Here is a 13,505-nt window from a genome sequence, read left to right as displayed (position 1 = left end):
TTATAATGGAATATCAATTTCAGAAATTCCTGGATCATCATGCTTTAAAAACATAATTTCCAATATACCATCTTGATACGACGCCTTCGTTCCTTTTCGTTTCACAGCAGCAGGGAGGACGACTTTCTTCTGCGTCCCTTCTTCAGGAAAATGATCAATAAACAGCAGATTGGCTGTATGTTTGATTTTGACTTTTTCTGTGTTCGGACGAGCAAGTTCAATTTTGACAAACACATGATCAGTCGTCTCGAACACTTCGACTTCTGGCTCTTTTTCTTTTTCGACATCAGTTTCTCTCGTTTTTTGATTTTGAGAAAGGGGGTCCTGAAATGGGAACTGAGCAGGATAATTGGAGCCGAATACACTTTCCATGACTTGATTGACATACTGCTCAACGTCTTTAGGATCTGAATTCTTTAAGGCTTCTTTTGAGAACTGCTTTTGAAAAGGGAATAATCGGTTCCAGTCGAACATGCGAATCATCCTTTCTAAATGCCCTGAATTAGTATATGCCCATTCGCTTGCGTGCGTGCTATAATATACGTTAGATTTAGAAAGGGATGGTTACATTGAACGAACAGCAATCAAAAGGTGTTCTCTACACGGCAGCATCTTTTACTCTCTGGGGTTTATTCCCGTTATATTGGAAGCTGATGGAGCATATTTCGTCAGGCGAAATTTTAGCGCACAGAATTTTATGGTCATTTGTGTTTATGTGCGGTATTCTTTTGTATTTAAAACAAGTCCGCCCAGCAATGCAGACAGTGAAGGGACTCATACTGGATGGTAAAGCATTTTTTTCATTACTTTTATCTGCTATTTTAATTTCGGTCAACTGGTATGTTTACATTTGGGCAGTCAATCATGGTCTTATGCTAGAAGCAAGTTTAGGGTACTATATTAATCCGCTTGTATCCGTTCTATTAGGCATTATTTTCTTAAAAGAACGACTAAATAAATGGCAAACCATTGCCATCCTCATTGCCGCATTTGGGGTGATCCTTTCAACAGTTCAATACGGGTCATTTCCTGTCGTTGCTTTCTTATTAGCCCTTAGCTTCGGCTTTTATGGTTTGATCAAAAAAAGGATGAGCTTCACGAGCGCGATTGGTTTGACGATTGAAACGCTGCTTCTCGCACCGGCTGCACTTGTGTACTTATTATTTTTCTTAAAAGAACCTGTTGTGACTATGAATCCTAACAGCTTCGGGTCGCTCGGTCTCTTATTTTTTGCAGGCGTTTTTACAGCCGTGCCGCTTCTTTTATTCTCAGAAGGCGCAAAAAGAATTCCACTTTATCAAGTGGGCATTTTGCAATACATTGCACCGACAATTACGCTGTTTTTAGGGCTGTTTGTCTATCACGAACACTTATCCGCAGCTAAAATTGTGACGTTCCTTTGTATTTGGGTGGCGATTTTACTGTTTACCACCTCTCAATTACGCATGAAAAAAACAGCGAATTCTCATTAAGCCAATCGAGCAGTTTGCTTTTTTTTGCAGGCGGATCATGTCATAATAAGTTGTTACCAAAACTGTAGAGGTGATCATATGTCGTCAGCTCATGAGCTTGCAGCCGCCTATCAATCTTTATGGAAAAATCGTCAGCTTGATGTTGATGATATGTCTTCTTTACACGAGGCCATATGTGATGACTTACTTGATGCACGAACACATCCGCGGGCAAGGAAATCATTACACCAAAAGTATGTGCTTGCTGTGGAGAGAATTTTAGAAAGTGAGCTTAAACATGATCATCAGCTGCAGCTGATCAGCTTACATACGAAAAAGCTGCGAGAATTAATTCAAAATGAAGGAAGGAACCACTCATGAAACCAATTCAAACGGAAGATGTCACAGCACATCTTGAATCGTTTTTAAATCGTCCAGTCTTCGTTCATCTTGAAACGACAACTGGTTCTTATTCAGCTCATGTAAATGAACAAAATATGACGGTTGTTGCGTATATCCGCAACGCGAAAGTCGTCTATTCACAGGCGAAAATAAAAGGACAAGGTCCATACCGTGTTGGAATGAAAACAGAAGATGGCTGGATTTACGCAGAAGGATTAACCGATTATGTGTTTGATGACCAAGGCCGCCTGCTATTAGCTGGACACTTGCCAGACGGCAAACTAGCGATCTCATTACAAATTAGTGAAACACCATTTCAGGTGTAGAAGAAAGGGTGACAAGTCATGAACGAACATGTACTAGTGATGCTGCCTCACCCCGATGATGAATCTTTTGGGGTTGCTGGTCTCATTGCACAAAGCAGAAAACGCGGAATTCCCGTCACATATGCATGCGGGACACTTGGGGAGATGGGCAGAAATATGGGAAGCCCAACATATGCTAACCGTGAAACACTTCCTGAATTAAGAAAACAGGAATTAATCAATGCCTGCAAAGAAATGGATATCACAGACTTACGTATGCTTGGCCTGCGTGATAAAACATTGGAATTTGAAGACGACGAGTATTTGGCAGATGTGATGGAAACCATCATTGATGAAGTCAAACCGACACTCATTGTGACGTTTTATCCAGGACACGGTGTACATCCTGATCATGATGCGACAGGTGAAGCTGTGATTCGTGCTCTATACCGCAAGAAAAAAGAAGACCGTCCTGTCACATACTGCATGGCCATTACGAAGAATAGAGAAGAAGTGCTTGGACATGCGGATATTGTGATTGATATTACAGATGTTGCAGATATCAAATTAAATGCACTGAGAGCGCATAGAACGCAAACAGAGGGCATGCTGAGAGAGCTTGAACAAAAGCTCAAAAACAAAGAACCAGTTGTCCAAAAATGGTTTGATGAAGAAATTTTCTGGACGTATCAATGGAATGATTAAACAAAAAAGCAGCTGATCTATGTCAGCTGCTTTTTTGTGTTGTATTTAGTGATTCGATACATGCCTGAGTTGACGTTTTTGAATCAATCTGAGACGGATAAAGAGGACGATGGCGCCTGCGGCAAGCCCGGCAATCAGTCCGATCCAATAACCAAACGCCCCAAAGGAGGTATATGTGCCAATGAGATAACCGGCAGGAAGACCGATGACCCAGTAAGAGACAAAAGCAGCAATGAGCGTATAATTCACATCTTTATAGCCGCGCAGAGCCCCTTGAATGGGTGCAGCAATCGCATCTGACAGCTGGAAAAAGATCGCGTAAATCAAAAAGTGCTGTGTCATTTGTAAAACAGCTGATTCAGCTGTATATAAACCAGCGATCTCTGGTCTGAATAGCAAGATGAGGGCGGCCGTACATAATGAGAATAATACCGCCGTTCCAATGCCGATATAGCTGTAGCTTTGCGCGTCTTTATACCTCTTAGCCCCCGCTTCAAACCCAACAACGATCGTTAACGCCATTGAGATGCTAAGCGGTAAAATATAAAGAATAGAAGCAAAGTTCATCGCTGCTTGGTGACTGGCGATTGTAATGGTATCAAAGTGACCCATTAATAGCGTCACTGCTGCAAAAATACTCGTTTCAAAAAAGATCGCAAACCCGATAGGAAGGCCAATTTTCAGTATTTGCCCTATACGGGAGATATTCATTCGAGGCAGTTTTTGAAACAAACGAAATGAGGCAAATGGTTCTGCTTTAATGACAATACAAATACTCATGATGAAAATCGCCCAATACGTCATTGCAGATGCAAGACCGGCACCCGCACCGCCAAGCTTTGGAAAGCCAAAATTCCCAAAAATAAATACGTAATTTAAAACAAAGTTAATAGGAAGTGCTGTGAGCGTGATGAACATCGTCACACGTGTTTTCCCTAATGCATCAATAAATGACCGTAGCACCGAATAACCAAACAGCGGGAGGATGCCAAAAGCAAGAAAGCTGAGAAAATGCCGGGCAATATCCTCTACAGAGTGATCGAGTCCAAGTCCTCCTAGTATGTAAGGAACGCTGATCGTACCAATGACAATCACAGTGATACTTAAAAGAAAGGATAAATAAATCGCCTGAAAGACAGCCCGGGGAACATCTTCTTTATGCCCAGCGCCCATCAGCTGAGCCACAATCGGAGTAACGGCCATCAAAATCCCGGCAAGTCCCGTATAAACAGGTGTCCAAATACTAGAACCGATCGCAACACCCGCAAGGTCTTCTGCACTCACTTTTCCAGACATCACCGTATCTAAAAAGGTAATAAGCGAAAGACCTGCTTGGGTAATTAAAATCGGAATCAAAATGGTTAAAAATAGTGTCAGCCTTGCTCGAATGCTATTCGTTTCTCTCATCATAAGTTCCTCTCTGAACAGAAATAACGAGAGGAATTATATCATGCTATGTAAAAAAATCAATTCTCCGTCGGATTATTTTTCTTAGATGGCTTCGTTTTTTTAAACATTTGGGCATAAATAAAAGAAAGACTGACAACACCTAAAATGCTGCAAGCATATTGGATGATTTTCTGAATGGTCATATTAAGCTCACCTCCATACAAATAGAATGTGCACAATTTGCTATTTTATAACAACAAGCGAAAGAAGGAGGGAAAAGATCGGATGATCCATCGGACAAACGAAGAAGTGATATTTAAAGCCGGGATGAGAACACATTTGATGAACATTATGAAGGATGCAAGTGACATCATTGATTCTCTTGATGAAACAGAGCAGTGTTTACTTTGTGATCTCGAAGCATTGCATGATCAGTTTAATGAAATGCATGCGGAGGCCTCGTCGTTTTATTTACAAGCGTATATGGAAGAATTCACACCAGGATTTGCTCAATTTTCTTTAGCCATTGAGAATTTATCAAAACAAAAGCATGGAGCACTCATTGTGATCCAAAGACGCGATGAGGTTGAGGATTTTATTCAAAAAGGGACAAACCTTCATGCGAAAATTAGCGCTTCCTTAATAGAAAGCATTTTCTACCCGGGAAATCCACTGCATGACGGTGCTCTTTTAGTCAAAGAAAATACACTTGTCTCTGCTGCAAATGTGCTGCCGCTTACATCGAAAAAAGTGAGTCCTTCGCTTGGCACAAGACACAGGGCAGCGATCGGACTCTCTGGTATGACAGATGCACTTGTTCTTGTCGTATCAGAAGAAACGGGAAAAATGTCGTTTGCGAAAGAAGGCGTGCTCTACCCGCTTACCGTAAAAGATCCGGAAATAAGAAAATAAAAACGAACGCTGCATTCTTCATTCGGAAGGATGCTTTTTTATTTGCGGAGAAAAATCAGCCAATTAAGTAAAAAGTCATTTGATACAGAAAAATTTGTCATGTAGAATAGAACTATGAAACTAGCACCGTGCTTGTTTTGACAAATTTCTAAACGTCAACTTAAAAATTCCTTAAAAAATGTTTATAAATACAACAAACAGCCGATAGAAACGATATGGCTTTGTTTTAGCATTTTGAGTTGGCTGCTTTAGCCTATTTGTTATTGCCCAACGTCTTCATGTCGAGTAATATAATAGAAATACAGATAAAATAGTGCAAGAGAAGCAGAACCATTAAATGCTAAACTCAAAACTAGTACATAAGTCTTATTAAACAAAATCACGAAAGGCGGAGATTCCTCTATGAAGAAAAAAGTAGTAACCGGCCTCACAGTTTCAGCGATCGCTGGCTCAGCTGTGTTTGCTGCACCGGCAGAAGCACAGACGATCAAGGTGAAAAGCGGTGACTCACTTTGGAAGATTGCCGAACAGTACAATACAACTATTTCGGAGCTTCAATCTCTTAATCAATTAAAAACGACAATGATTTTTGCAGGGCAAAGCTTAAAAATTCCTGGTGAAAAAAGCAAGAAATCCAGTTCATCAACAGGGTCAAAAGCAAAGAAATCAAGTGCTTCAACGACTTCCAGCTATACTGTAAAGCTTGGCGATTCTTTATGGCTGATTGCAAAAAATCATAAAATGTCAGTTGCAAGCTTAAAAAGCCTAAACAGCTTAAACAGCGACCTGATTCGTCCTGGTCAAAAGCTAAAGGTCTCTGGCAGCACGAAGACGAGCGGAAGCCAGTCATCAAATTCAAACTCATCTTCAAATTCCAGCTCAAGCAATAAGACAACGAATTCAAATAGTTCATCATCTTCAAGTACATACAAGGTTAAATTAGGGGATTCACTTTGGAAAATTGCGAATTCGCTAAATATGTCGATTGGTGAAATCAAAACATTGAACGGATTAAAATCTGATATGATTTATCCGAATCAAGTATTGAAAGTAAAAGGAACGGCTGCATCAAAACCAAGTCAGCCCAAACCTACTAAACCAAGCAATTCAAACAGTAACCAGTCTTCTAGCGGGAAAACAACATCTTATACTGTAAAATCAGGCGATTCGTTATGGAAAATTGCGAATCAATTCAAAGTACAGGTTCAATCAATCCGCACAGCCAACAGCTTGAAAAGTGATGTGCTTAGAATTGGACAAGTATTAAAAATTAATGGTGCAGCTTCCGGCTCAACTGGATCGAATGGTTCTACGTCTAACGGTTCAACAACTCCGGTCGACAATAACAAAAACAATGTACCAATGAATGCAAAGATCACGACAATGATCCAAGAGGGGAAAAAGCTGACAGGCGTTCCTTACAGATGGGGCGGTAATACACCAGCAGGATTTGACTGCAGCGGCTTTGTTTACTATCTCATTAACAAAGTTTCATCTGTATCCAGATTAAGCACAGCTGGCTACTGGAATATGATGACTCCTGTAAGCACACCACAAGTTGGAGATTTTGTTTATTTTACAACGTACAAAGCAGGCCCTTCTCATATGGGACTATACCTTGGCGGGGGAGATTTCCTTCATGCAAGTGACAATGGAGTAGGAATCTCGAACTTAAGCAATCCATATTGGAAAAAAGCCTACTTAGGTGCAAAACGTTTCTTCTAAAAAAAGCCGATTTTCGGCTTTTTTTGTTTGCCCGCTGCTGTGATTGTCCATACTGATAACAAAAGGGGGCAGTCATAAATGAAAAAGTCAGTGTGGATGATCATGATATGTTTGATCTTTACCGCATCAGCATGTCATGCACCGCCAAAAAAAGAAACGACAGAAGAAACAAGCGAAGTTGCAGCACCTAAACAAGCACCAGTCACGACGTCACTCATAAACGAAAGCGGGCAAAAAATAGGAAGCATTGAAATAAGAGAGTCCTCAGAAAATGGCCTGGATCTGCATGTAAAAGCGAAAGGGCTGCCGCCAGGTCCTCACGGTTTTCATATTCATGAAACAGGAATATGTGAAACACCAGATTTTGAAACGGCAGGAGCTCACTTTAACCCAACCCATAGAGAGCATGGTTTTGACAATCCAAAGGGGCACCATGCTGGAGATATGCCTAATTTAGAGGTAGGAGCAGATGGACAAATTGATGTTGTTGTGAACGTACCAGATGTGACGTTAAAGGGAGGCTCGAATCAATTAATCGATCAAAATGGGCGAAGCTTTATCATTCATGCAGAAGCAGATGATTACTTAAGTAACCCTTCTGGTAACTCAGGGAAACGAATCGCTTGCGGATCGATCACAAAAGAAATGGTAAAATAACAGAAGTCTAACCTTTATGTATTGAGTGCATAAAGGTTTTTTTAGTATACTTGGTGAGGAAAATGATCGAAGAGAGGAATTAATCATACATGTTTAACGAACAATCACTCCCAGAAGAAATTCAAGCAATGATTAAAGCAAAAGCAAAAGTGCTGGAAGAAGAATTTCGTCCACTTATTGGAACAGGCGGCTATGAATCACAGGATACTTCTATCATTCAAGATGCCATGATTGCATTAGCACTTGGAAAAAACGTTCTTTTAAAGGGACCGACCGGCTCAGGTAAAACAAAACTCGCAGAAACATTATCCGCTTTCTTTCAGCAGCCGATGCACAGTGTGAACTGCTCGGTTGATCTTGATGCCGAAAGCTTGATTGGCTATAAAACCATCCACAATGATGGTCAGGTGGCTTCGATTGAATTCATTGAAGGACCTGTGACAAAAGCAATGAAAAAAGGCCATCTTTTATATATTGATGAAATCAACATGGCGAAGCCAGAAACACTGCCTATTTTAAATGGTGTACTCGACTACAGAAAAATGATGACAAACCCATTTACAGGTGAGGTTGTTCGAGCAGAAGAAGGCTTTGGGGTCATTGCGGCAATCAATGAAGGATATGTCGGCACAGTGCCTCTAAATGAAGCGTTAAAAAACCGTTTTGTGGTCATTGACGTTCCATATATCGGGGGCGGAATTCTGAAAGATGTACTGCAATCTCAATCTGTTTTAAAGGATGAGCGGTTAATTGATCAATTCGTTCAGCTCTCATCAGACCTCATTACACAAGCTCATAACGGACAGGTGAGTGAAGAAGCAGCATCCATCCGCGCGCTCCTAGATACTTGTGATCTTGCGCAATACATTCCGCCGCTTCGTGCCGTTGAACGAGGCATTGTTGAAAAGCTGGAAGATGACCGGGAAAAAGCAGCGGTAAGAAATATCGCCCAAACATTATTCGAGTGAGGTTCTGACTTTTGAAATTCATCAAATTTAATGACAGCAGAATCGATTCATTTTTATTTATGGAATTAACGGATTTAGCCAAAACGTTAGCAAAAAGTGATGATGTCGAGCTTGAATACGGTGTACAGTCCTACTATGAACCGTTTGAAAAGAAAATTTTCATCAGTCATTTTTGGGATGACCGTAAACAAGAAGATATGCTAGCAGGGCTGAAAAGTGATGTGTTCCTTCGTGCAGTAGGCACGGTTTATAGTGATCTTACGGTATTTCAGGAGATCATTCGCTTTGCTCATACATTATCCATTCCTGATGTATGTAAACAATTGTTTATGCTGTTTGAAGATATCCGGATTGAAGAGCGGATTAAACATGACCGCCCAGGAACAAAAAAGGTATTTAAACGAAGAAGAGAGCTGTACCGGCGTCACTTTAAGACACAATTAACGATTAACCAAGAACGAAGTATTTTAACAGATGCACTTTTTTGTGCGATTTATGTGAAGCTGACAGCTGATTCTCCGCTCGAAGAGATTCCGCCTCTTCATGAGCAGATCAACCCGATGATTCCGTTTATTGAGTCAAGTCTTGAACGTGTGTATGATGCGGGTTCAACAGCAGACATCGCAGCTATTGTCAAAGAATTGATGGAAGGGTTCGATGAACTGCTTGAAAAGGATATGCTGAATACGTACTTTTTCTTCCCTGAATTGGACTATGAACAAGCGGCAAAAGAACCGCTGTTCCATGACTTAAAAAGAAAACCTACATTAAGTGAGGACATCAAAGTCGACCGAGAAAAAGAAGGCGATGAAGACATTCACCAAGAGTATATGGAAGTGTGGCATCGAGAAACCGAAGCGCCATCCAAAAGCTTCCTTCAATTTGATTTAGAGCACGGCGGTAAAAGTGATCTTGGTAAGGATGCGGCAAGAGAAGGTGATGACGGAGATCAGGCACTCGGAACTGTCCAAGGCTCTGCAAAGCAAACACACCGAAAAGATTATTCAAAGCTTGAAGCGCTGGAAGAGGCTGAAGGTGAAGAAAGCGGAGCAGATGGCCATGAGAATGGAAAAGAAAACAAATATGCGTTTCCAGTCATGATTTCACCAGATCCTCCTAAGCCAGAACAAATCGATGCATACAAGCAGCATGCCAAGGAAATTGAGCCTTATCAGAAACGCTTAAAACAAATGATCCAAAAAACACTTGAACATAAAAAATCATGGCCTAAAACAGACCTTCATGCAGGACGTCTCAGTAAAAAGCTGATTCGCTACTTTACAGAGTCTAACCCGCGTCTTTTCTATAAAAAACAGGCACCGTCTTCTCAGATTGATGCTGTTTTCACCTTATTAGTAGACTGTTCAGCGAGCATGTTTGACAAGATGGATGAGACGAAAAAAGGCATTGTTCTCTTTCATGAAGCGTTAAAATCCGTGCAAGTCCCACATCAAATTGTTGGGTTTTGGGAAGATACAAACGACGCAACAGAAACAAGTCAGCCAAACTACTTCAACACAGTCGTGTCGTTCAAAGATTCTCTATTTGATGCAGGGCCTTCTATTATGTCTCTTGAGCCAGAAGAGGATAACCGGGATGGCTATGCGATCCGTCAAATGACAAAGATGATTTTAAAGCGAAGAGAAGAGCAAAAGTTTCTGATTGTCTTTTCAGACGGAGAGCCAGCTGCTTTCAGCTACGAACAAAACGGGATTGTCGATACGCATGAAGCAGTTCTTGAAGCGAGGAAAAAGGGCATTGAGGTGATCAATGTTTTTTTATCCAATTCACCGATAGAAGAAGCACAGATGAAAACCATTCAAGATATGTATGGCAAGTTCAGCATTTTTGTACCAGATGTCGATACATTGCCAGATGTTTTATATCCATTACTGAAGAAACTGCTGCATAAAAGCATTGGGGCATAAGGTTTTGCCCCTTTCTTCAAATTATTTTTCGGAATGATTTAAATTTTTTGTTTTTCTGTGAATTTTTTATCTTTAATTGAACAAAGAATGTAGAAAGTAATCCAAAACAGTGGTAGAATATTATTGGAAGCGTTTTATTACATAAATTTGGTCATTGTGTTCTGGAAGTTATATCGAGATAGTGTTCAATCACTTGATGATCAAAGTTGGGGGTAGTGTTCAAAATGTTTCAAAATGATGTGAAACAACCGTTGAGTTGGGAAGAATTTCATGGTCCGAACCTCGGCTATGTGCTCGAGCTCTACGATCAGTATGTCCAAGATCCTACTAGTGTTGATGAAGATCTAAGAGGCATATTTGATGAACTTGGTGCACCACCGAGTGAAATGAAGGAGGAAATTGGGAAAAAAGAAAATAGCGTAGTTACTTCTGAACAAATCCAAAAGATAGCATCAGTCGTTAAACTGGCAGAAGACATCAGAACGTATGGCCATTTAAATGCTTCCGTCAATCCTCTTCGCAAAGAAAAGGAATTACAAGAGCTGTTTCCTTTAAAGGAGTACGGTTTAACAGAAGAAGATGTCAAGAATATTCCGATATCTATTATTAGTCCGGATGCACCAAAACACATTTCAAACGGCATAGAAGCCATTAACCATTTGAGAAATACGTATAAACGTACCATTTCATTTGAGTTTGATCACGTGCATGACTTCGAAGAGCGAAACTGGCTCTCAAAATCAATCGAATCTGGTGAACTATTTAAGAAAAAACCAGCAGACAAACTAGTTTCTGTATTCAAGAGATTAACAGAAGTTGAGCAGTTCGAGCAGTTTCTTCATAAAACATTTGTTGGGCAAAAGCGCTTCTCTATAGAAGGTTTAGACGCACTTGTCCCAGTACTTGATGAAATTATTTCAGAGTCTGTTACACAAGGGACTTCAAATATTAACATTGGAATGGCACACAGAGGCCGTTTAAATGTATTAGCACATGTGTTAGGAAAGCCATATGAGATCATTTTCTCAGAATTCCAGCATGCGCCAAATAAAGAGCTCGTTCCATCAGAGGGCTCTATTGGCATCAGCTACGGATGGACAGGGGATGTTAAGTACCATCTTGGAGCTGACCGTCAAATTAAAGACGAAGATACAAAGAGTGCGAGAGTTACGCTTGCTAATAACCCAAGTCACTTGGAGTTCATTGATCCAATCATTGAAGGAAGCACGCGTGCCGCTCAGGAATCACGTACTCAAAAAGGCTATCCAGTACAAGACGTTGAAAAAGCGTTAGCCATCTTAATTCATGGGGATGCAGCATTCCCTGGAGAAGGAATTGTGGCAGAAACATTAAATTTAAGCCAACTTGTAGGCTATCAAGTGGGCGGAACCATCCATATTATTGCCAACAATATGATCGGGTTTACAACAGAAAGCAATGAATCTCGCTCGACGAAATATGCGAGTGACCTTGCAAAAGGATTTGAGATTCCTATTGTTCATGTCAATGCAGATGATCCAGAAGCGTGTTTAGCGGCTGTTCAGCTAGCAGTAGAATACCGCAAACGCTTCAAGAAGGATTTCCTTATTGACTTGATCGGTTACCGCAGATACGGTCATAACGAAATGGATGAGCCTTCTACAACTCAGCCAATGCTGTACGATGCGGTTAGAAAGCACAAAACGGTCAAGAATATCTTTGCAGATAAACTTGTCTCAGAAGGTCTTTTGACAAAAGAGCAGCGTGAAGAAATCGAGCAGGCTGTGACAGCAAAAATAGAAGAAGCTTATAAAAAGGTGCCTTCAAAGAAAGAGCATACGATTCAAGAAATCGAACTGCCAGAACCTGTATCAAACGGCTTCCCAGCAGTGGATACATCAGTAGAATTTGATGTATTGCGAAAGCTGAATGAAGAATTGATCAGCTGGCCGAAAGATTTCCAAGTATTTGGTAAGCTGAAGCGGATCCTTGAAAAACGTGCAAAAGTGTTTACAGATGACCGTAAAGTAGAATGGTCACTTGGGGAAGCACTCGCATTTGCATCTATATTAAAAGACGGTACGCCAATTCGAATGACCGGACAGGATTCAGAGCGTGGTACTTTCGCTCAAAGAAACCTTGTTCTTCACGACAGTCAAACGGGAGATGAATTTATTGCTCTTCATGAACTAAGTGATGCAAATGCATCGTTTACAGTTCATAACAGTCCACTGTCAGAAGGCTCAGTCATCGGGTTTGAATATGGTTATAATGTCTATTCTCCTGAAACGTTAGTGATTTGGGAAGCTCAATTCGGAGACTTCGCAAATGCGGCTCAAGTGTATTTCGATCAATTTATCTCAGCTGGCCGTGCAAAATGGGGACAAAAATCAGGTTTAGTCATGCTGTTGCCGCATGGATATGAAGGACAAGGTCCTGAGCATTCAAGTGGAAGAACAGAGCGCTTCCTGCAATCAGCTGCTGAGAATAACTGGACAGTTGCGAACCTGACAAGTGCAGCGCAATATTTCCATATTCTTAGAAGACAGGCGAAAATGCTGCTTCGTGAAGAGATTCGTCCGCTTGTCATTATGACACCGAAGAGTCTGCTTCGTAACCCGAACACATTGTCTGAAGTCCAAGAATTAACAGATGGACAGTTCCGTCCAGTTCTTGAACAGCCAGGTCTTGTACATGATCACGAAAAAGTATCGCGTCTCGTGCTATCTAGCGGGAAGGTATCCATTGATATTAGTGATCGTTTTACTCAAATGGAAGAGCCAAAAGATTGGCTTCACGTTGCAAGAGTGGAACAGCTATATCCGTTCCCAGCCAAAGATATTAAAGGAATTTTAACAAAGCTGACAAACTTAGAAGAAATCGTATGGGTGCAAGAAGAACCGCAAAATATGGGAGCTTGGGGATACATTGAGCCATATTTACGTGAAATTGCGCCTGAAAAAGTAAAAGTACGTTACATCGGCCGAAGAAGACGTTCAAGTACGGCTGAGGGTGATCCAACTGTGCATAAAAAAGAACAAGAACGAATTGTATCTGATAGCTTGACTCGCAAAAACTAAGGGG

13 protein-coding genes are annotated in these 13,505 nt (G+C 40.9%); 10 read left to right on the top strand and 3 right to left on the bottom strand.

What is annotated here, in order from left to right:
• On the bottom strand, nt 1–474 hold the full coding sequence (locus BAE31_RS18305) for an Hsp20/alpha crystallin family protein (protein WP_076841072.1): 474 nt from the start codon (nt 472–474) through the stop codon (nt 1–3).
• An 86-nt stretch (nt 475–560) separates the two neighbouring features.
• On the opposite strand from BAE31_RS18305, the gene rarD reads away from it, so the two are divergent.
• The 4 genes from rarD (at nt 561) to bshB2 (ending at nt 2,863) form a co-directional block, all read left to right on the top strand.
• On the top strand, nt 561–1,472 hold the full coding sequence (rarD, locus tag BAE31_RS18300; RefSeq protein WP_029705997.1) for an EamA family transporter RarD: 912 nt from the start codon (nt 561–563) through the stop codon (nt 1,470–1,472).
• A 78-nt stretch (nt 1,473–1,550) separates the two neighbouring features.
• Entirely contained in the window at nt 1,551–1,832 is a 282-nt protein-coding gene (locus tag BAE31_RS18295; RefSeq protein WP_024428326.1) for a hypothetical protein, read from the top strand.
• Nucleotides 1,829–2,179 (top strand): YojF family protein, encoded by a 351-nt coding sequence (locus tag BAE31_RS18290; RefSeq protein ID WP_008359999.1) that lies wholly within the window; start codon nt 1,829–1,831, stop codon nt 2,177–2,179. The genes BAE31_RS18295 and BAE31_RS18290 overlap by 4 nt, the downstream gene beginning before the upstream one ends.
• Before the next feature lie 18 nt (nt 2,180–2,197).
• Complete coding sequence (gene bshB2 / locus BAE31_RS18285) at nt 2,198–2,863, top strand: bacillithiol biosynthesis deacetylase BshB2 (RefSeq protein ID WP_024422693.1); 666 nt, start codon at nt 2,198–2,200, stop codon at nt 2,861–2,863.
• Nucleotides 2,864–2,908: 45 nt separating this feature from the next.
• Here the strand turns inward: bshB2 and BAE31_RS18280 are convergent, their stop codons facing one another.
• Nucleotides 2,909–4,270, bottom strand: a complete 1,362-nt coding sequence (locus BAE31_RS18280; RefSeq protein WP_076841071.1) for an MATE family efflux transporter — start codon at nt 4,268–4,270, stop codon at nt 2,909–2,911.
• A 59-nt stretch (nt 4,271–4,329) separates the two neighbouring features.
• Nucleotides 4,330–4,455: a hypothetical protein gene (locus BAE31_RS20065; protein WP_008359993.1), complete on the bottom strand. Its 126-nt coding sequence runs from the start codon at nt 4,453–4,455 to the stop codon at nt 4,330–4,332.
• An 82-nt stretch (nt 4,456–4,537) separates the two neighbouring features.
• Between BAE31_RS20065 and cdaS the strand changes: the two genes are divergently transcribed.
• From cdaS to sucA, 6 genes are all read left to right on the top strand, one after another.
• A complete protein-coding gene (gene cdaS / locus BAE31_RS18275; protein WP_024422691.1) occupies nt 4,538–5,164 on the top strand; it encodes a sporulation-specific diadenylate cyclase CdaS in 627 nt (208 codons plus the stop codon).
• A gap of 402 nt (nt 5,165–5,566) precedes the next feature.
• On the top strand, nt 5,567–6,889 hold the full coding sequence (locus BAE31_RS18270) for a C40 family peptidase (RefSeq protein WP_076841070.1): 1,323 nt from the start codon (nt 5,567–5,569) through the stop codon (nt 6,887–6,889).
• Nucleotides 6,890–6,967: 78 nt separating this feature from the next.
• Nucleotides 6,968–7,546, top strand: coding sequence for a superoxide dismutase family protein (locus BAE31_RS18265; protein WP_041109490.1), 579 nt, complete (start codon nt 6,968–6,970; stop codon nt 7,544–7,546).
• Between the two features lie 89 nt (nt 7,547–7,635).
• Nucleotides 7,636–8,514: an ATP-binding protein gene (locus BAE31_RS18260; protein WP_041109487.1), complete on the top strand. Its 879-nt coding sequence runs from the start codon at nt 7,636–7,638 to the stop codon at nt 8,512–8,514.
• Nucleotides 8,515–8,525: 11 nt separating this feature from the next.
• On the top strand, nt 8,526–10,442 hold the full coding sequence (locus tag BAE31_RS18255; RefSeq protein ID WP_041109486.1) for a vWA domain-containing protein: 1,917 nt from the start codon (nt 8,526–8,528) through the stop codon (nt 10,440–10,442).
• A 224-nt stretch (nt 10,443–10,666) separates the two neighbouring features.
• A complete protein-coding gene (sucA, locus tag BAE31_RS18250; protein WP_041109484.1) occupies nt 10,667–13,501 on the top strand; it encodes a 2-oxoglutarate dehydrogenase E1 component in 2,835 nt (944 codons plus the stop codon).
• The last annotated feature ends 4 nt before the right edge of the window (nt 13,502–13,505 follow it).

Origin of the sequence: Bacillus sp. I-2, assembly GCF_001974945.1 — a bacterium.
In the GTDB taxonomy this organism is placed as follows: Bacteria; Bacillota; Bacilli; order Bacillales; family Bacillaceae; genus Bacillus; species Bacillus safensis.
This window is presented reverse-complemented; position numbering and strand designations above follow the sequence as displayed.

Bases quoted from the DNA above. Each gene is read 5' to 3' on its own strand.
- BAE31_RS18290 (WP_008359999.1), top strand. From the start codon at position 1,829: ATGAAACCAATTCAAACGGAAGATGTCACAGCACATCTTGAATCGTTT.
- BAE31_RS18265 (WP_041109490.1), top strand. From the start codon at position 6,968: ATGAAAAAGTCAGTGTGGATGATCATGATATGTTTGATCTTTACCGCA.
- BAE31_RS18305 (WP_076841072.1), bottom strand. From the start codon at position 474: ATGTTCGACTGGAACCGATTATTCCCTTTTCAAAAGCAGTTCTCAAAA.
- BAE31_RS18280 (WP_076841071.1), bottom strand. From the start codon at position 4,270: ATGAGAGAAACGAATAGCATTCGAGCAAGGCTGACACTATTTTTAACC.
- BAE31_RS18295 (WP_024428326.1), top strand. From the start codon at position 1,551: ATGTCGTCAGCTCATGAGCTTGCAGCCGCCTATCAATCTTTATGGAAA.
- BAE31_RS18270 (WP_076841070.1), top strand. From the start codon at position 5,567: ATGAAGAAAAAAGTAGTAACCGGCCTCACAGTTTCAGCGATCGCTGGC.
- sucA (WP_041109484.1), top strand. From the start codon at position 10,667: ATGTTTCAAAATGATGTGAAACAACCGTTGAGTTGGGAAGAATTTCAT.
- rarD (WP_029705997.1), top strand. From the start codon at position 561: ATGGTTACATTGAACGAACAGCAATCAAAAGGTGTTCTCTACACGGCA.
- cdaS (WP_024422691.1), top strand. From the start codon at position 4,538: ATGATCCATCGGACAAACGAAGAAGTGATATTTAAAGCCGGGATGAGA.
- BAE31_RS20065 (WP_008359993.1), bottom strand. From the start codon at position 4,455: ATGACCATTCAGAAAATCATCCAATATGCTTGCAGCATTTTAGGTGTT.
- bshB2 (WP_024422693.1), top strand. From the start codon at position 2,198: ATGAACGAACATGTACTAGTGATGCTGCCTCACCCCGATGATGAATCT.
- BAE31_RS18260 (WP_041109487.1), top strand. From the start codon at position 7,636: ATGTTTAACGAACAATCACTCCCAGAAGAAATTCAAGCAATGATTAAA.